The sequence below is a fragment of the Alteromonas sp. ABV2_168 genome (assembly GCF_056161165.1).
Genome location: NZ_JBSWYQ010000012.1, coordinates 129,877 through 148,290, shown reverse-complemented (window position 1 = coordinate 148,290; position 18,414 = coordinate 129,877). Strand labels below are relative to the sequence as shown.

Here is an 18,414-nt window from a genome sequence, read left to right as displayed (position 1 = left end):
ACTGACGGCATCGTTCACCGGCACCGGGGTTAATGACAGTTCAGGTTTTCATATGAAAAATCGCGTAATTCTTTTGTTTACATCATTGCTGTGTGTCGCCGGGCTTAATGTGTCTTCTGCTCAGGAGATCAAAGCCGTGCAACTGTACACACAGGATGAGCTCATCAACATGATCAACAAAAATGAGCACCTTACACGGGTGGTCACCGATCGTTGTCAGCTGGTACAGGATATTGAAGCCCACGCAGAAGTGCTGAAGGAGCCCGCTTATCAGTTTCTCTGGGGCGATATGCTGGCCTGGGGGGTCTGTGTGGATGCCGAACCTGAGCGCGGGATTGGATTTATCCGTGATGCATCGGAACAGGGATTGCCAGCTGCGCTTGAGCAACTGGGCCGGTACTATGCCAAAGGCACCCTGGTGCAGACAGATAAACAGCGTGCAGTCATTTATCTCCGCGAAGCCTCAGCACTGGGTAACTTAAAAGCACAAATGCAACTTGCGCAACTGTTTCTCGATGGTCACGGCAGCCCTTACGATTATGAAGATACCTATCACTGGCTGTATAACGCAGTGACAGATGACAAAAAAACGCACAGCGACATCGCCGGATACTTGTCGGAACTGGAAAAGCTGATGCACCCGAAAGCGGTAAGAAACGCCAGACGGCCTGCTGATTCCTGACAGTATTTACTTTGGTTGCTCAGGTGCTTTCTCAATCAGGCCCTTGAGGGTTTCCAGCGTATCGGCCTCTGCGGCAGGTTTATCCCAGCGGATACGGTGAATGCGGGGGAAGCGTAAAGCTACCCCTGATTTATGCCGGCTTGAGGGATGTACAGCATCAAACGCGACTTCTACCACCAGCTCCTTTTTTACTTCCCTTACCGGACCAAAACGACCCGTTGCATTGCGGCGTACCCAGTTATCCAGCTTCTTGAGTTCTTCATCAGTGAAGCCGGAATAAGCTTTGCCCACCGGGAGCAGTGTATCGCCCTCCCGGGCACCGAAGGTGAAGTCTGAATAAAAGCTGGAACGTTTGCCGTGTCCGCGCTGGGCATACATAACGACTGCATCAATTAACAGGGGATCCCGTTTCCATTTATACCACAGCCCTTTTGGGCGGCCGGGTACATAGGTACTGTCTTTGCGTTTCAGCATCAGTCCTTCAATGGAGGTGTCTTCTGTGACATCCCTGTGCAGTGCCTCCAGTTCAGCCACATCACTCACACTGTAGGTGGGAGATAAATGCAGGCGCTCCCCCGGATATTTTTTAATGTAATCCGCCAGGCGCTGACGACGCTCAGTTAATGGCAAGGCCATCAGTGACTCGCCATTAAGTTCCAGCAGGTCATAGGCCATGATTGCTACCGGCAGTGATTGCATAAGTTTTGCGGAGGGTTTCTTCTTATTTAATCGTTGCTGTAATTGATTGAAGGTATCGACCTTATCGCCGTGCATCACCAGTAATTCACCATCGAGTACCAGGTTATGATCGATGGTGTCCAGCAGATCCGGAAACGAACCACTGATATCGTCACCGGTGCGGCTGAACAAGGCTTTGCCCGCAGGAGCCGATACCAGTTGCACACGGATGCCGTCGAACTTGGGTTCAATCTGCCATTCGCCCGCGGCAAGTTTTTCCCGTGTATCATCATCGATAGGGTGGGAAAGCATCACAGGATGAAAGGTAACCCGGTCAGAAATATCCGGCTTCGGCCCTTTATTTTCCAGCCAGTTCAACAATTCAGTGTAAGGTGGCTCGACGCCATGCCAGAGGGCTTCAATTTCTTCTACAGGCACTTCACCGTAGCTGGCAAGGATTTGCTTAATGCTGCGGGCAGAGACCCCTATACGCAACCCCCGTGTACCCAGTTTTATCAGCGCCCAGCGCTGAGAGGCTGTCATGTTATCGAGAAGGGCGGTGAGCAACGGTTTTACTTCTGTCCGCTTCGCCTCGCGGAATGATTCGACAATCTCATTCAGACCGGGCAGCACAACATCGCCTGAGGGCTGAGTTTCAGGTTGCCACAGGTGCGCCACCGTTTCGCTCATCTCGCCTACGTAGTCGTAGCTCATGGCAAAAAGATTTTCGTCGATGCGTTCAAGCATCAAGGTTTTTATTGTATTGCGCTTAAAAAAATCGAATCTGAGTTCACCGGCGATGGCCGCGATTGCCCAGCCCCTGTCCGGATCCGGAGTTGTAGCAATGTAATGGGAAATCAGCGCGGCTTTGGCGTTGGTGCCGCTGGTAAAATAAAGCTGTTCAAGTAAATCACTGAATGCTTCCATCAGCCGGTTTCCTCATCGTCATCGTAGCCGACCATAGAAAGCGCTCTGGCTTTAAAACCCATCAGATTTGCCTGATACATCAGTGCATCTTCGCGGCCATGAGTTACCCACACTTCTTTGGGAGAGACTTCTTCGATGGTTTGCAGCAATTCCGGCCAGTCGCAGTGATCGGAAATAATCAGGGGCAGTTCAACCTGGCGTTGCCGGGCGCGGGCACGAATCTGCATCCAGCCTGATGCCATCACGGTGCGTACATCTGGCAGGGAACGGGACCAGCGATCAGCCAGTGCTGAGGGCGGGGCCAAAACAATTTCACCGGCAAGAGATACTTTATCCTCCACGTCACTGACCGGAATCAATTCTCCCAGTGCTATACCCTGTTGCTGATAGAGCTCGCATAATTTGAGCAGTGCGCCATGCAGATAAACAGGTTTGTGATAGCCAGCTTCCCGCAAACCAATAAGCACCCGTTGGCATTTTCCCAGCGCATAGGTGCCGACCAGATGGCATCGGTGAGGGAAAACGCTTAGTGATGTAAGTAACTTATCGATTTCATGACTGATTGGCGGGTGAGTGAATACCGGCAGACCGAAGGTGGCTTCAGTAATGAACACATCGCAGGGCACCACTTCGAAGGGCGGACAGGTAGGATCGTGACGACGCTTGTAATCACCGGATATCACCAGGCGGCTTCCGCGATACTCCAGCAGCACCTGGACAGAGCCAAGAATATGACCGGCAGGATAGAGGGTCATAGTGACAGGGTCTGCACTGTCTCCCAATGACACGGGAACGCCCGGCTTAAGCGCAGTGGTGCGTTCTGCCATCTCCTCACCGTAGCGGGTTTTCATGATCGCCAGGGTTTCAGCTGAAGCGAATACATGTTGATGACCTGCCCGCGCATGATCAGCATGACCATGGGTAACCACGGCGTTTTCCGCCGGTTGCATCGGATCTATGTAAAGCTTCGCAGGATGACAATATAATCCTGCCTCTTCTACCGATATCCAGTCTTGTGGGTGCACCCTGTACTCCGTAAACCTGTTTGGTTTAATTGTACGTAAAAGGCGCTTAAACAGATGTGCGGTGAGCAAAGCAGAACATGACATTGATTTAATACCGGGCGACTGAAACCACCAGGGCTGTTCATGCGTAACTAACTAGTTTATGGCAAAAAGACTTCCACCTCCTTTTTATCAGTGGCTACGAAGTAAAGGCTGGAAACTGCGCGACTATCAACGTCGTATGCTGCCGGCTGTCGCGGACAATAACGCCACACTGCTGATTGCTCCTACCGGGGCAGGAAAAACCCTGTCCGGTTTTCTGCCTTCTCTGGCTGATTTATACCGCCATCCCGTAGCAGGATTGCACACCTTGTATATATCTCCTTTGAAAGCCCTGACAAACGACATTCAGCGCAACCTGATGGCACCGGTGGAGGCCATGGATCTGCCGGTAACCATTGAGACCCGTACCGGAGACACCCCATCCCATAAACGCCAGCGTCAGCGGCGCAAACCGCCGAATATTTTGCTTACCACACCGGAATCACTGATGCTTTTGCTGTCGTATGCTGATGCACCGGCCATATTCAAAAACTTGAAGACGGTGATCATTGATGAGGTTCACAGCCTGGTTGCCAATAAGCGTGGCGATTTCACTTCTCTTGCACTGGCAAGGTTACAAACCCTTGCGCCTGATATGCACCGTGTCGGGTTATCAGCAACGGTTGCACACCCTGAGGTTATTGCCGGCTGGCTTGGCCGGACGGGGGAACCGGCTGAAGTGATTCAGGTACCGCAGGCGGTGAAGCCTGAAATTACCCTTCTGGAATCAGAGCACCGCATGCCGTTCGGCGGCTTTATGGCACGCTACGCCATGGAAGAAGTTTACACCGCGATTAAACAGGCAGGCACCACACTGGTGTTTGTGAATACCCGTGCACAGGCCGAGCTTGTATTTCAGATGCTGTGGGAAGAAAACCGGGAGGGTTTACCTATTGCGTTGTACCACGGTTCTTTGTCGAAAGAGCAACGCCGCAAAACCGAAAGTCTGATGGGGCAGGGGAGTTTACGGGCTATTGTCAGTACCTCTGCGCTGGAGTTGGGGATTGACTGGGGTGATATCGACCTGGTCATACAGATTGGCGCCCCCAAAGGTGTGAGCCGGTTGCTACAGCGTATTGGACGGGCAAATCACCGGCTGGATGAACCCAGTAAAGCGTTGCTGGTGCCGGCTAACCGGTTTGAAGCGGTGGAATGTCGCGCTGCAATGAATGCCATTGCTGCAGGTGAGCTGGATGGCGAGCCGCTGCTCCCCGGGGCGATGGATATTTTGCCTCAGTTCATTTTAAACTGCGCCTGCAGTCAGCCCGCAGACCCGGAGGATATTTACCGGCAGGTGCTGGATGCCGCACCGTTTCAAAGTATCGATTACGCCGATTTCATGAAGTTGTGGCAGTTCACCGTTGATGGCGGGTATGCCCTGCGTGCCTACGAGCGTTACCAGCGGATGGAAAAACGGGAGGACGGCACGTACAGCCCCGCATCCAAACGGGTTATTCAGCGTCACCGGCAAAATATCGGCACCATAGTGGAAGCCGGACGGTTGAAAGTAAAGCGCATCCGCGGGGGCAATCAGGGCAAAATTATTGGTGAGGTGGAAGAGTACTTCGCCCAGCAACTGGTGCCCGGCGACACCTTTATGTTTGCCGGAGAAATCCTTAAATTCGAAGCTATCCGGGACATGCAGTTGCACGCCAAGCCCGGCAAAGGCGGTGAGCCGAAAATCCCATCCTACGCCGGCGGGCAAATGCCCATGTCTACTTTTCTGGCTGAGGGCGTAAGGCAGATACTGGATACGCCGGCAGACTGGTCAACGTTACCGGCACAGGTAAGGGAGTGGCTGGAATTGCAGCAGGCATTCTCGGCCCTGCCCGACAACAAGCGGGTGCTGATTGAGCAGTTTCCTTACCGCAAAACAAACTACTTGTTGTTTTATACCTTCGAGGGTCGCAAGGCTAACCAGACACTGGGCATGCTGATGACGCGACGCATGGAAAAAATGCGTTTAAAACCGCTGAGCTTTTCTGTCACGGACTATGGTTTGTCTGTATGTTTGCTGGAGAAGGTGACAGAAGCGCAACTGGAACAATTGTTCCGGCCGGATATTTTGGGTGACGAACTGGAAGACTGGATGCTGCATGCACCGATGCTGAAACGGTCATTCAGGCAGGTTGCCGTGGTCAGCGGCCTGACAGAACAACGCTATCACAGCAGCAACAAAACCATGAAGCAGGTCACCTTCTCCACTGACCTGATTTACGATACCTTGCGGGAACATGAACCTGACCATATTTTACTGACGGTTACCCGTGCGGACGCAGAGAGGGAACTACTGGATTTGAAACGGCTGGCTGACATGCTGATCCGGTTTTATGACAAACTTCACTTTGTGTCGTTACCCAAAGTGTCTCCCATGGCCATTCCCATTGTGCTGGATGTTCGCAGTGAACAGGTGAAAGGCGCCGGTGCACATGCAGTGATAGAGCAGGCCAGTTTGTATCAGGAAGCAGAAGACATGATGGCAGACATCAGAGCCTTGTTAAGTGGTGGCGCGCCGGGTGAAGCAGGGAGAAACAGATAGAAAGTGCAGGATATTGAGTGGCAATAACAGAAGAACAGCTTAACCGTCTGGTAGCGCACAACAGGGCAGTGCCGGTAAGGTTTGCACAGCAGGTGTTTATTGCCGATGGCAGGGGCGTACTGTATTGCCCGGCCAGGGACGCGCTGGTGGTATCCGATCTGCATTTCGAAAAGGGAAGCTATCTGAGCCGGTTTGCCAACCCGTTGCCACAACTGGACAGTCTGGCGACATTGCAGCGCCTGCAGAAAATACTGTCAGACTATGCGCCGGCACAGGTTATCTGCCTGGGGGACAGTTTTCATGATGCCGGTGGCTTTGATCGCATGGGCATTGCAGAAAGAAAGCTGCTGGCTGGTTTAACGGCACAATATAAAGACTGGGTATGGATAGCCGGCAACCATGATCCTGAGATCCCGGCCGGTGCCGGTGGCCGCACAATCGATGTTTTGCACTGGGGCAATATCAGGCTGCAGCACGAACCGGATGAATCCGCAGACACGCCTTCCGGTGCAAGAACTCCGGCCGCGCAAATCATCGGCCATTTTCACCCTAAAACCCACACCTGCGTTGGCAGAAAACGTTTCTCCGGTAAGTGTTTTGTAAGCGATGACAGCCTGTTTATCATGCCTGCCTTCGGGCAGTACACCGGTGGTCTGGATGTCAGCAGCGGGGTGCTCACTGCGTTGCTGAAGCCAGGTGAAAGGCAATGTTTTTTACTGTACGAAAATAAGATATATCGCTGTAAATCTGACTGAAAGTACAGTTATCCTGTTGTATCGGGTGTACTACACTGGCACGCAGTTATCTACCTGAATGCTTCCACTATGTACACACATCGTCGCTGTCCCTGCTGCAAAAGTCGCAGTATTTGCATGAAAGCCCTCGCTAACAGCGGTAGGTTTATGTGCCGCGAATGCTGGCAACCTGTCAGAGTCAGCCGGTTATGGCGATACGGTGCAACCTTGTTTATGCTGGTAAGCACATTCCTGCTGTTTCAGTTTACATTCCGCTTCGCCGGGGCAGTATTATTTTTCCCTTCTTTGATGCTGCTTGCAGGGAATGATATCTATGCGGTGAGGTGGTTTCCGCTGACCAGATTTAAAGACAGTGATTTTGTGGGGGATGAGTTGGATAAGCGCACAAGCCACCGTTTGCGCTGAAGGCAAGACGGCAGCCTGCGGGCTGGCGGAAGCTTAATCCCGCCAGCGTTTAGTTAAATCTTCATAGGCGTCAATGCGACGGTCACGGAAGTAAGGCCAGATGCGTTTTACCTTTTCAGTTCTTTCCATATCCAGTTCTACCGCCAGCGTTTCCTCTTTGTCGGCGGAGGCCTGTGCAAGCACTTCACCTTGGGGGCCGGAAATAAAACTCTGTCCCCAGAACTGAATGCCCGGGTCGCCTTCTACCGGAGAGGCTTCAAAACCGGTACGGTTTGCCACAATGACTGGTAACGAGTTGGCAACAGAGTGAGCGCGCTGAATCGTATGCCAGGCACCGTGCTGGCGCTGACGCTCTTCTTCCGTATCGGTCATATCCCATCCGATAGCGGTGGGGTAGAACAATAAATCAGCACCGGCCATCGCCATCAGGCGTGCTGCTTCCGGATACCACTGATCCCAGCAAACCAGCACACCGAGTTTACCCACACTGGTTTCAATTGGCTTAAAGCCCATGTCGCCCGGCGTAAAGTAAAACTTCTCGTAAAAACCGGGATCATCAGGAATATGCATTTTGCGGTATTTACCGGCAATTTCTTTGCTGCGGTCAAACACCACGGCGGTATTATGATACAGCCCTGAGCCCCGCTTTTCGAACAAAGAGGTTACCAGCACAATATTGTGTTTTTCTGCCAGCTCGCCAAAGAAGTCTGTAGCCGGTCCCGGAATGGGCTCTGCCAGATCAAATGCATTCGTGTCTTCTTCCTGACAGAAATACAGTGTTGAATGCAGCTCCTGTAATAAAATACATTCGCAACCTTCAGCGGCCAGCTTAGCAACCTGCTCTGCACTCTTGTTCCAGTTGGTGGCTTTATCGTTGCCGGCAACGGCCTGCTGAACCAGGCCTACTTTAAGGGATTTCTTAGGCATAGAGGGTCACTCCTTTATTCAGTTGAGCCAGTACAGAAGGCTTCAATGTGTTAACCGGAACCTGCATGGAAATACAATGCAGACTGCCGTATTGTCGTACCAGGGTGTCACAATTCACCGGTACGATGGTGTGATCAGGGAAGGCGGCCTGCGTGACGGCAATGGCTTCTGCGTCCTGAGGCTGCTGATAAACAGGCAGTAAAACCGCATCATTGCAAATCAGGAAATTCGCGTAGGATGCAGGCAGGCGATCACCGTCATCGTTATACATTTCCGGTAACGGCAATCTAAATTGCTCGTGGGCAGGGAACGCATCTGCGCACTCTTCACACAATGCAGCCAGACCGGCAAAATGACTGTCTTCGGGGCAGTTATCCGCGGCCTGAATAACCAGACCTTGTGACGGTGTAAAACGCACCAATGTATCAATGTGACCGTCGGTGTCGTCGCCTTCAAGGTGTCCCTGATGAAAAATGGTCACTGCAGAGCAATCCATCATCCGGCGGAATTCATCATCATATTGTGCCAGGGTCATTTTGCCGTTGCGCTCAGGATTTTGCAGGCACTGTGCCGTTGACAGCAGGTGGCCGTTCTCATCAATCTCCAGAGCGCCGCCTTCGGCAACGACATCACTGGTTTTCAGTGGAAGCTGACACATACCCGCCAGATAACGCTGGTTTACCCGGTTATCCAGTGACGCATCGAATTTATTGCCCCAGCCGTTAAACTGAAACTCGACGGGTTGTCCCGGGCTGGTTGTATCGCCCGCGGCTCTGCATGTTAAAAATGCATAGTCCCGTGCCCACGTATCATTGAATTCAGCAGACACAATTAATACCCGTGCACTGGCAGGTAAGCGGCTTTGCATGCCGGCAATATCACTTTCACGGCACAGCAGAATGACACCGGCTTTGGCGGCATTCACCTGCTCAATCACCTGCAGATAAGTGGCTCTTGTTTCTTCAAGCCAGGGAGCCCAGTCAGTCTGGTCATGGGGCCAGGCGAGGATCACAGCATCGATAGCTTCCCACTCAGGAATAAGTGGTGAAGGTGTGTTCGTCATTGCGGTTCCGTTGAATCAGTTAGTAGACGGCGCAAGTATACCCCGTCCCAAAATGGCGATAAATAAAAGACGTTGAAATCAGTTGAATTTAAGATGGCGTCCGCCATTGACCTGCAACGTCTCTCCGGTCACATACGATGCATTGAGCAGATAGTTCACTGCATCCACCGCAGCCTGAGCGCCGGGCTCACTCTGCATCAGCGACTTGGCCAGCGCTTTTTGCTTATAGGCTTCATCGTCGCCTTCGTTAAACATCAGCAGTGCCGGTGCAATGGTGTTTACCTTTACATCCGGCGCGAGCATTTGTGCAAATGATAAGGTCAGGTTATGCAGTGCCGCTTTGCTGGCAGCGTAAGCCAGGTGTTTTTCACTGCCAATGTCCTGCACAAAATCGGTTATGTGGATGATATCTGTTTTTTCTTCTGTGGTTGTCAGTAACGATTTCAATCCCATATTCATCAGATAAGGCGCTTTCGCGTGGATTTGCATCATGGCATCAAACAGGGCCGCATAATCTTTGCTGTGTTTTTCTGAGTCCCATGATGATGCATTGTGAATGACCGCCCGCAGGCTGGTTGTGTGACTTTTCACCGCTTCAATACATCGCAGGATGCCGTCATCGGTGCTAAAATCTGCACAAATTGCCACCGCACCGGCTTTTTCAAGGCGCTCAATGGAAGCTTTATGAGTACGGTATGTTACAATTACGGGATAGTTGTTTGTGAGCAAGTGTTCGGCGATGGCAAGGCCAACGCGCTGCGAAGCACCGGTTATCAGCACTGGACTGGGCAAAGCAAACTCCTTGGATGATCAGGTTAACGCCCCTGGTTTCATCATTAAATTTTTATCATCTGACGAAAAAAGTGGTCTGTAAGTATAGCCTTTTTCGTTAAATGAAAATCAGGTTGTTCGGAATTTTTCTAATGTTATCAAATGAAGCAGTAGTTGTACGTGACGCAATCGAACCCGGATTGTCCCCTGCGGCAATTAAGGTAAGAAATGCACTTGAAGCGAAAGGACTGGAAACACCTATGGTGCGGAATGGTCTGTCTGATGATGAGAAGCGCGCACGTATTCAGGCGGCGATGACAGACATCATGGATACGCTCGGGTTAGATCGTACTGATGACAGTCTGGCTGAAACACCGGCGCGCATTGCGAAAATGTACGTTAATGAAATATTTGGCGGTCTGGACTACCGGAATTTTCCTAAGATCACTGTGATTGAGAATAAGATGCAGCTCAATCAACCCGTACAGGTTACAGATATCAGCCTGACAAGTACCTGCGAACACCACTTTGTCACCATCGATGGCACGGCAAGAGTATCTTATATCCCGAAAGATACGGTGATTGGTTTGTCTAAACTGAATCGTCTGGTGAGCTTCTTTGCCCAGCGACCTCAGGTGCAGGAACGACTCACGCAGCAAGTGCTGGTGGCTATCCAGACGCTGGCGGGCACTGAGGATGTGGCGGTATCTATTAATGCAACGCATTACTGCGTAAAAGCCCGCGGGATCAGAGATACTAATTCCTACACGAAAACGTCTGCACTCGGCGGACAATTCACTACCGACCCGTTACTCCGTCAGGAATTCTTCAGAGACTAATTAAGGTTAAGAAAACTGCCTGCGCACACAGGCAGTTTGCATGTTTGAGAAGATTATCGCAGCGCGATATCAGAAGACGCTAAAGAGACAATAAGATTGATTTTCTCGCCGATACCATCGGCGGGTACCACTTCCAGATGAGAGCCGCACTTGTCACAGGTGGTGTACATTTCACGGTACATTTCACGGTGCGTATCCAGTTCAATGGCATTGATATGACTACAATGCGGGCAAAGATATTCTTGCTCCAGGGTAGCATTCATAACGTTTCCTTATTTTAAAGTGAAGTCGCGATTTCTGTTCCGTAGAAATCGATACATCAGTCGCATCTGCAACTAACAGTGTTATTAACAGCTAAATTCTCCACGTCTGTTGCCGGGACTTCTAAAACCGCAAGAGACATAGTAAGGAGGATCAGATGAAAGCACTAACGGGATTATAGTCCAATTACAGAATTGTAAAGAACTTTTCACCACCGGTTTTCAAATAACTACGATGAATAACTTAAAAAGGTTTGAAAATGCGCCGGCATAGGGGAAGCCGGCGCATGAGGGTCAGATAAGCCACCAGCTTAACTGATAGGGACGCAGTGAAATAACCTGTTCGTGACCAGTGAGCTTGCTGTCACTTAACAAGTCACGGGCCGGTTTATGTTCGATAGTATTCAAAATATTGCCGCTTACCTGCTGTGCATGCTCGCTGAAATTGCACAGGCCCAGCATTTTCTGGCCCTGCTGGTTATAGCGGACAAAACCAAAGCAATGATGATTACCGGTATCCAGGATTTCCGTACGGGCATCACCGAAAACAGCATGCTGCCTGCGGATATCCAGCATTGTTTTCAGACCATTAAAGACTTTTCGTTGGCAGGCTTCATTAAGGCCGGCCGGCGCTTTGTCCTGGTTCATCACATTTTCAATATGCGCATCAGTAACCGCTATACGGTTTACCCAGCGGTCATCATGACGCTTCGCCGGGTTGTCGCGGTAGCTGTAGTCGTTCAGTAAACCGAGTTCATCGCTGGAATAAATAAGCGGAATACCGCCGATAGAAAAGGTAATGCCGTAGAGCAACAGCATACGTTCTATGGCTGTGTCGATGGCATTCTGATCCATGCTGACCAGTGCTTTTTCCAGTCCGCAAAGTGAAGCCAGTGAACCACATACACGGCAGTCACCATTAGACGGATTTTCTGCAAAAGGTACCCCTGACGAGAAGGAACCGTCAAAACGACCGGTGAAATACTGGTTCAGGAAGTAACGGTGATCATAAGGGTTAACACCAATCTCATGTGCTACGCCGTCATCGAATGTCCAGCCAATATCATCGTGACAACGCACATAGTTCACCCATGTGGTGTCGTCAGGAATGACAAAGCTCTTCTTCAGAGATTGTGTCAGCAGGCGTGTTTTTCTTGTGGCGAGACTGTTCCACAATAATGCCATTAATAACGGGTTATAAGACAGCTGGCACTCTTTCTTATCGATGTACTTCAGCACCTCGTCAGGATGCACAATCGCTTCTGATTTGAATACAACGGCCGGCGCTACGATTTGAAGGCAGGCGTTGAATGCCTGGATCAGGCGGTGGGCATTGGGCTGATTTTCGCAATTGGTGCCCATGTCTTTCCAGATAAAGGCGAGGGCATCCAGACGCAGTCCTGCACAACCTATGTTTGCCAGAAACAGCATTTCTGAAGTGATGGCGTTAAACACTTCCGGATTACTGTAATTTAAATCCCACTGGAAACTGTTGAACGTCGTCCACACCCATTTTTCCATGGTGTCGTTGTAGGTGAAGCTGCCTCTGCGAACCTGAGGGAAAATTTCCCGTAAATCCCGCTCATATTGATCAGGAATGGTACGGTCATCAAACAGGTAATAATAGTTCTGACAGGTTTTATCCCCCGCCAGCGCAGCCTTCGCCCATGCGTGTTCGTCTGAGGTGTGGTTAAAAACAAAATCCAGCACCAGGTCTATGCCTTCTGCCTGCAACGCATCTGACAGAGCTTCAAGATCTTTCATATTACCCAGTGACGGGTTCACTTTGCGGTAATCGGAAACTGCGTAGCCGCCATCACTGTCACCTTCGGGTGAATCGTACAGTGGCATTAAATGAATGTAGGTGATCCCCAGCGCTTTATAGTAGGGGATTTTATGGTGCAAATCTTTCAGTGTCGGACCCATGAGATCGACGTAACAGGCGAGTCCGGTTTGTTCCTGACCTTTATACCAGCGGGGATCCTTCAGCTTGGCAGCATCCTGCTGTTTTAACTTTGGCTTACGGGCTTTCAGTCCGTCTCGCAGCAGCTCTACCAGTTTTTGCAGATGGTAATAACAGTCATACTGATGACCATACACAAAGGTATAACGTTGGAATAACGTGGGGAAGTGGGCTTCCAGACGACTGACAAAGGTTGCACTGTCGCGCTTACTGAGCATGGACAGATCCACAGAAGCCAGAATACGGCTTAAACACTGTTCGCTGTCTGCGGCATAATTCATTTTATACTCCTGCCTTTCACTGTAAACACCGGAAGATGGTGGTTTGGAATTCACATTTGATTCACAATGATGTTTACAGAGTTTGTACGTTCTGTTACTTTATCTTAAACGATTAAGTGATTTTTGCAAAACATTCTGAATGACTTATTTCTAGTGTCTCAGGAGAAATTGTCTACACTTAATCGAAAAAGTCTCACACGTTTAAATGGTTAAGTTTAGACGGGGTGATGATAAAGAAATGTTAATAGTTGAAATTTAATCCTCAGGTGAGGGGCCACAGGTTGCCTTATCTGCAGTTTATGAGGCAGCCGTATGCAACAGTCGAACAGCCAGTTCATTCGATGGCTTACGTACTTAATGTTTATGATGTTCGCAATGACATCAGATTCTGTGGGCGAAATAATTAAAGAAGTGAAAGTGGCCTTTGATGTCACTAATGCTCAGGCAAGTCTGATGCATTCTCTGCCCATGCTGGGTATTGCAATGTCTGGTTTGTTACTGGGGTTTCTTGCTGACCGCCTTGGTCGTAAAACCACCATCATAATCGGATTAAGTGTATTCGGTCTGGCGTGCTACAGCTTCTTTATCGCCAACAACTTTGTTTTTATTGTCAGCCTGATGACCTTATCCGGCATTGCGGTAGGTATTTTTAAAACAGGTGCGCTGGCGCTTATCGGTGATATTTCCTCATCAACGAAACAGCATACCGCTACCATGAACGGTGCTGAGGCCTTCTTTGGAGTGGGTGCGATAATCGGCCCGCTGATCGTTGCCTGGCTTATTCATAAGGGTGTGCCCTGGCAGTACCTGTACATTATCGCCGGCGGGATCTGCACATTTCTGATAGTGGTTGCGGTGTGGGTGAAGTATCCGGTTTATACCCGCAATCAGGACGACAGCGTTGAAAAAGTCTCAGTCCGTCAAAGTTTGTCTCTGGTTAAAAATCCTTATGCGCTGGGTTTTTCCACCGGTGCCTTTTTATATGTTGCTGCGGAAAGTGCGATTTATGTGTGGATGCCAAGCTATCTGGTGTGCGACGCAGCCTCGTTAAGAGCGACTTATGATTGTTATACCGGCGGCGCGGCCCAAACTCTGGCCATTTATTCTGTTACCGCTTTTTTCATACTTCGTGCTGCCGGACGCTTTGTCGGGATCTGGATGATGAGTCATTTTAACTGGGCACTGGTTCTGATGTTATTCAGCGGTGCCATTGTTGTGTGCTTTGCCGGCGGTCTGATGGGGGGCAAACAGGTGGCACTTTATCTGTTTCCGCTTACCGGTATCTTTATGTCGGTGATTTATCCGACGTTTAATTCCAAAGGCATCAGTTGCTTTCCTAAACATCAGCACGGATCGGTGGCGGGTGTGATACTCTTTTTCACTGCAGCCGGAGCAGCGGCCGGTCCGTTCATTATGGGACTGGTCAGTGACGCAAATGGTGGTGATGCTAAATATGGCTTTATGGTTGCCACCGTGTTTGCCAGTTTGCTGTTTGCCGGTCTGTTATTTAATTATCTGAAGAACCCGACTCAACGTCAGTTAGAAAAAATTGAGGCTAGTGAATATGGCGCTGCTTGATCAGTATTATGCGGTTATTGAAGCCGGCGGAACAAAGTTTAATTGCGCTATTGTGGATGCTGCCAGGCATATCGTTGAAGAAATCCGTATACCCACTACGACGCCGGAAGAAACCCTGGCTGCCTGTGTCAGTTTCTTTGAAGCACAGCGGGCCAGAGGCTACCACTTTTCGAAGATGGGAATTGCCAGTTTTGGTCCGTTGGATTTGGATAAAAGCTCCGATACCTGGGGCTTCATTACCAAAACGCCGAAACCTCACTGGAGCTTCGCGTCTGTGGCGCCTTACTTTGCCAGCGCACTGGATTGTGAGGTTGAAATTGATACCGACGTGAATGCTGCAGCGCTGGCGGAATATCGCTGGGGTGCAGCGCAGGAAGCCAGCGTGGCTGTGTATGTAACCGTAGGTACCGGTGTCGGCGGCGGAGTGGTGATTAACGGAAAGCCCCTGCATGGTCTGGTGCATCCTGAAATGGGCCATTTTAAAGTCATCCCGCCAAAGGGCATAGAAGGTGTGTGCCCTTTCCACGGTAATTGCGTGGAAGGTCTGGCATCAGGTACGGCACTGGGTAAAATCTGGGGACAGCCGTCTGATACGCTGCCGGATGATCACGAAGCCTGGGATAAACTTGCCGACGTGCTGGCGCAATTGTGCCATAACCTGATGGTAGGTTTAAGCGCCCAAAAAATCGTGTTCGGTGGCGGTGTAATGCAGAAAACGGGCATGATGGAGCGTATTGTTTATAAAACGTCAGCCAGCCTGAAGGACTACATTGTCTTCCCTCAGGGCAAGAGTCTGGACGACATTATTTGTCTGCCGGGGCTGGGTACCCGCTCGGGCATTTATGGCGCGCTGGCGCTGCTGGACCATGACGCATAACGTGTCAGTTAATTTCGTACAGTTCCAGTGGTAAACCATCGGGATCCTGAAAGAACGTAAAGCGTTTTTGTGTGTAGGGATCGGTACGGATATCTTCGCAGCTGACATCATGTGCTGTCAGCTGCGCCACAGCCTTATCAATATCACTGACTTTAAAAGCCAGATGCCTTAATCCCTGCGCCTCGGGGCGTGAAGGTCTTGCCGGTGCGCCGGGAAAGGAAAATAACTCTATCTGAGAGCCATCTGGCAGGGCGAGGTCGCACTTCCATGAATCCCGTGCTTCACGGTAATTTTCGTCAATAACACTGAAACCCAGTATGTCTGTGTAAAAGGCTTTTGAAGCCTGGTAGTCGTTGCAGATTATCGCAACATGATGAAAGCCGTTTAGCATGGTGTTCCTTAGCGGGATAAAATCCTTAAAAAAGGAGAAACCGGCGGGCTTCTCCTTGCATAGATGGTGTCAGCTGCTCAGGGCACATCACTGCCGCGGGCTGACTCAAGCAGAGCGTACCAGTGTTCACGGCTTAAGGTGACGTTAGTTGCCTCTGTACACTGCCTGATACGTTGCAGGTTTGTGGTACCGATCACCGGTTGAATGCCGGCAGGATGGCGCATCAGCCAGCCCAGTACAATGGCTTCCGGTGACACACCATACTCTGCTGCCAGTTTGGTAACCAGCGCCGCCGTGGCAACATCTTCTTCAAATTCAGCATTGCCGCCGGTATACCGGCCCTGTGCCAGGCTTCCCCATGCCTGCAGCTGCACCTTATTCAGCATACAATGTTCAATGGTTCCGGGCGCATAGCCCATGTTGCGGTTGTGGACACTGTTAGTGGTAATGCCATCTTCTACCCAGTCGCGGAATGCCAGGCTCATTTCAAGCTGATTGGCGACAATGGGTGTATCCAGTGCGCTTTGCAAAAATGCAATTTGATGACCGTGCATGTTAGACACACCGAGGTGTTTAATTTTGCCTGAAGTCTGCAAATCATGGATGGTTTGTGCAACTTCGCTGAGTTCAATCAGCGGGTCAGGTCTGTGCAGCAGTAAAATATCCAGTTGCTCAATGCCTAAACGGGACAAAATACCGTCTACAGATTCCGTTATCCATTTGGCAGAAAAGTCATAGCGCTTGGGACCTGCTTCATCTTCAAAGCGGATGGCGCATTTTGATTGCAGAATCATCTTCTCTTTCAGCGATGGAGCATCTTTTAGTACTTGCCCGAATACCTGTTCCGCTTTGGTCAGTGTATAAATATCGGCATGATCGAAAACGGTGATGTTATTTTCAAGCGCTGTTTCGATGACGTCTCTGGCCTGCGTGTAATGTCCACGGGTGACCGGGGAGCTGTCCCAGTCACCGCCGAGGCCCATACAGCCGTAGACCAGTTTACTCGCGTTGGGAAAATAGTGAGATAACATGCAAAGTCCTGAATTGGTTTTGTTTATTTTTGCCAGATTAACATGTTTTCAGGTATCCGGAGCGGGTTTGCAATCGTATGTAAGCCAAACATGTTTAATTTGATTGTAAGAGTGCCAGCTATGCGTTTATTCACTTTTTTCATTTTCGCTTTGTTTGCGATTTCCGGTTGTACATCGAAACCGGAGGGCATACAGCCGGTAAAAGATTTCCGGCTCGACAGGTATCTTGGTACCTGGTACGAAATTGCAAGATTACCCCATTCCTTTGAAGAGGGTCTTACACAGGTAACGGCGACTTATTCTCTGGCTGAAGACGGCAGTGTGAAAGTTATCAACCGGGGATATGACGGCGAAGATAACAAATGGGACGAGGCTGAAGGTAAAGCCCTGTTTGTAGAAGATGAGCAAACCGCGCACCTTAAAGTGTCATTCTTCGGGCCTTTCTATGCCAGCTATGTGGTGATAGCGCTGGATGAAGACTACCAGTATGCCATGGTGACCGGTCCCGACCGCGATTATTTGTGGATCTTGTCCCGCAATCCGTCGATGCAGGAGGATTTGCTGCGATCTCTGGTAAGTAAAGCAGAGGGAATGGGTTACGACACCGGTAAGTTGATCTACGTTAAACAAGATATGCACCGTGCTGAATGAGCGGCACGGAAAATAAAACCCTGCTACAATTGCGGTTTTTCCTCACCGGAGTAAATTGTGGAAAATCGTGTAATGAGCCGTGCGGGCAGCGCATGTGAGTTGTGTGGCAGTCAGGACCTGGTTGCACTGTACGAAGTGCCTTTTTCACCCGACAGTGAAGCGGATACGCATATCGCTGCGTGTCAGGTTTGCCGTGACCAGTTAAATGGCGAAAGTGAATTAAATGCAGACCACTGGCGCTGCCTGAACGAAGCCGTGTGGTCGCCTGTTGCACCGGTACAGGTGACGGCGTGGCGCATGCTGAATAAGCTGAAATCAGAGACCTGGGCTCAGGATTTGCTGGACATTGCGTATCTTGAAGACAATGTGCGTGCCTGGGGCGAGGCCGGTCTGGTGGATCTGAACCGTGAGCCGACACTGGATTGCAACGGAACCGCGCTGGCTGCCGGTGACACCGTTCATCTGGTCAAAGATCTGAACGTGAAAGGCGCCACATTCACTGCAAAGCGGGGAACGGCTGTACGTAATATTGGCTTAAGTGATAACCCGCTTCACATTGAAGGCCGTGTAAACGGTACCCGCATCGTCATTATTGCCGCCTATACAAAGAAAGCCTGAAACCCGGGTCAGACTGTCGTGCATTTTACCTGAGCAAGGTGCGCGACATTCGTGCACAGTGACGTCTTATCA

The 18,414-nt window shown here is 50.3% G+C and carries 18 protein-coding genes; 9 read left to right on the top strand and 9 right to left on the bottom strand.

Going from position 1 to position 18,414, the window contains the following annotated elements; genetic code table 11:
- Window positions 1–52: 52 nt before the first annotated feature.
- On the top strand, window positions 53–682 hold the full coding sequence (locus ACXAH4_RS17315; RefSeq protein ID WP_474846249.1) for a tetratricopeptide repeat protein: 630 nt from the start codon (window positions 53–55) through the stop codon (window positions 680–682).
- 6 nt (window positions 683–688) lie between these two features.
- Here the strand turns inward: ACXAH4_RS17315 and ACXAH4_RS17310 are convergent, their stop codons facing one another.
- Both ACXAH4_RS17310 and ACXAH4_RS17305 read right to left on the bottom strand, forming a co-directional pair.
- Window positions 689–2,287 (bottom strand): cisplatin damage response ATP-dependent DNA ligase, encoded by a 1,599-nt coding sequence (locus ACXAH4_RS17310; protein ID WP_474852873.1) that lies wholly within the window; start codon window positions 2,285–2,287, stop codon window positions 689–691.
- The gene (locus ACXAH4_RS17305; protein ID WP_474882773.1) at window positions 2,287–3,312 is read right to left on the bottom strand and encodes a ligase-associated DNA damage response exonuclease; all 1,026 of its coding nucleotides are present in this window, start codon (window positions 3,310–3,312) and stop codon (window positions 2,287–2,289) included. The genes ACXAH4_RS17310 and ACXAH4_RS17305 overlap by 1 nt, the downstream gene beginning before the upstream one ends.
- Window positions 3,313–3,454: 142 nt before the next feature.
- Here ACXAH4_RS17305 and ACXAH4_RS17300 point away from each other — a divergent pair, with 142 nt between their 5' ends.
- The 3 genes from ACXAH4_RS17300 to ACXAH4_RS17290 all read left to right on the top strand — a co-directional run bounded on the left by ACXAH4_RS17300 (window position 3,455) and on the right by ACXAH4_RS17290 (window position 7,092).
- Window positions 3,455–5,932, top strand: a complete 2,478-nt coding sequence (locus ACXAH4_RS17300) for a ligase-associated DNA damage response DEXH box helicase (RefSeq protein ID WP_474882771.1) — start codon at window positions 3,455–3,457, stop codon at window positions 5,930–5,932.
- Window positions 5,933–5,949: 17 nt separating this feature from the next.
- Complete coding sequence (gene pdeM, locus ACXAH4_RS17295) at window positions 5,950–6,687, top strand: ligase-associated DNA damage response endonuclease PdeM (RefSeq protein WP_474852877.1); 738 nt, start codon at window positions 5,950–5,952, stop codon at window positions 6,685–6,687.
- Window positions 6,688–6,834: 147 nt separating this feature from the next.
- Window positions 6,835–7,092 carry a hypothetical protein gene (locus ACXAH4_RS17290; protein WP_474882769.1) on the top strand — a complete coding sequence of 86 codons (258 nt, stop codon included), beginning with the start codon at window positions 6,835–6,837 and terminating at the stop codon, window positions 7,090–7,092.
- Between the two features lie 33 nt (window positions 7,093–7,125).
- Here ACXAH4_RS17290 and ACXAH4_RS17285 read toward each other — a convergent pair whose 3' ends face one another.
- From ACXAH4_RS17285 to folM, 3 genes are all read right to left on the bottom strand, one after another.
- On the bottom strand, window positions 7,126–8,019 hold the full coding sequence (locus ACXAH4_RS17285; protein ID WP_119502635.1) for a carbon-nitrogen hydrolase: 894 nt from the start codon (window positions 8,017–8,019) through the stop codon (window positions 7,126–7,128).
- Window positions 8,012–9,082 carry an agmatine deiminase family protein gene (locus tag ACXAH4_RS17280; protein ID WP_474882768.1) on the bottom strand — a complete coding sequence of 357 codons (1,071 nt, stop codon included), beginning with the start codon at window positions 9,080–9,082 and terminating at the stop codon, window positions 8,012–8,014. The genes ACXAH4_RS17285 and ACXAH4_RS17280 overlap by 8 nt, the downstream gene beginning before the upstream one ends.
- 78 nt (window positions 9,083–9,160) lie before the next feature.
- Entirely contained in the window at window positions 9,161–9,874 is a 714-nt protein-coding gene (gene folM, locus ACXAH4_RS17275) for a dihydromonapterin reductase (protein ID WP_474882766.1), read from the bottom strand.
- A 131-nt stretch (window positions 9,875–10,005) separates the two neighbouring features.
- Between folM and folE the strand changes: the two genes are divergently transcribed.
- The gene (folE, locus tag ACXAH4_RS17270) at window positions 10,006–10,692 is read left to right on the top strand and encodes a GTP cyclohydrolase I FolE (protein WP_474852884.1); all 687 of its coding nucleotides are present in this window, start codon (window positions 10,006–10,008) and stop codon (window positions 10,690–10,692) included.
- Window positions 10,693–10,745: 53 nt separating this feature from the next.
- On the opposite strand, the gene ACXAH4_RS17265 is transcribed toward folE, so the two are convergent.
- Window positions 10,746–10,955: a hypothetical protein gene (locus tag ACXAH4_RS17265; RefSeq protein ID WP_303575518.1), complete on the bottom strand. Its 210-nt coding sequence runs from the start codon at window positions 10,953–10,955 to the stop codon at window positions 10,746–10,748.
- Window positions 10,956–11,246: 291 nt separating this feature from the next.
- Window positions 11,247–13,196, bottom strand: coding sequence for an alpha-amylase family protein (locus ACXAH4_RS17260; protein ID WP_474846231.1), 1,950 nt, complete (start codon window positions 13,194–13,196; stop codon window positions 11,247–11,249).
- Between the two features lie 357 nt (window positions 13,197–13,553).
- On the opposite strand from ACXAH4_RS17260, the gene ACXAH4_RS17255 reads away from it, so the two are divergent.
- Both ACXAH4_RS17255 and ACXAH4_RS17250 read left to right on the top strand, forming a co-directional pair.
- Window positions 13,554–14,774: an MFS transporter gene (locus ACXAH4_RS17255; RefSeq protein WP_474846309.1), complete on the top strand. Its 1,221-nt coding sequence runs from the start codon at window positions 13,554–13,556 to the stop codon at window positions 14,772–14,774.
- Window positions 14,761–15,651, top strand: a complete 891-nt coding sequence (locus ACXAH4_RS17250) for an ROK family protein (RefSeq protein ID WP_474846229.1) — start codon at window positions 14,761–14,763, stop codon at window positions 15,649–15,651. Before ACXAH4_RS17255 ends, ACXAH4_RS17250 begins: the two co-directional genes overlap by 14 nt.
- Window positions 15,652–15,655: 4 nt before the next feature.
- Here ACXAH4_RS17250 and gloA2 read toward each other — a convergent pair whose 3' ends face one another.
- Together gloA2 and ACXAH4_RS17240 are read right to left on the bottom strand one after the other, a co-directional pair.
- The gene (gene gloA2, locus ACXAH4_RS17245) at window positions 15,656–16,042 is read right to left on the bottom strand and encodes an SMU1112c/YaeR family gloxylase I-like metalloprotein (RefSeq protein WP_303575512.1); all 387 of its coding nucleotides are present in this window, start codon (window positions 16,040–16,042) and stop codon (window positions 15,656–15,658) included.
- Window positions 16,043–16,119: 77 nt separating this feature from the next.
- Entirely contained in the window at window positions 16,120–17,073 is a 954-nt protein-coding gene (locus ACXAH4_RS17240; RefSeq protein ID WP_474846227.1) for an aldo/keto reductase, read from the bottom strand.
- Between the two features lie 120 nt (window positions 17,074–17,193).
- Between ACXAH4_RS17240 and ACXAH4_RS17235 the strand changes: the two genes are divergently transcribed.
- Entirely contained in the window at window positions 17,194–17,724 is a 531-nt protein-coding gene (locus tag ACXAH4_RS17235) for a lipocalin family protein (protein ID WP_474882796.1), read from the top strand.
- Window positions 17,725–17,778: 54 nt separating this feature from the next.
- Window positions 17,779–18,342 carry a PhnA domain-containing protein gene (locus ACXAH4_RS17230; protein ID WP_349591049.1) on the top strand — a complete coding sequence of 188 codons (564 nt, stop codon included), beginning with the start codon at window positions 17,779–17,781 and terminating at the stop codon, window positions 18,340–18,342.
- The last annotated feature ends 72 nt before the right edge of the window (window positions 18,343–18,414 follow it).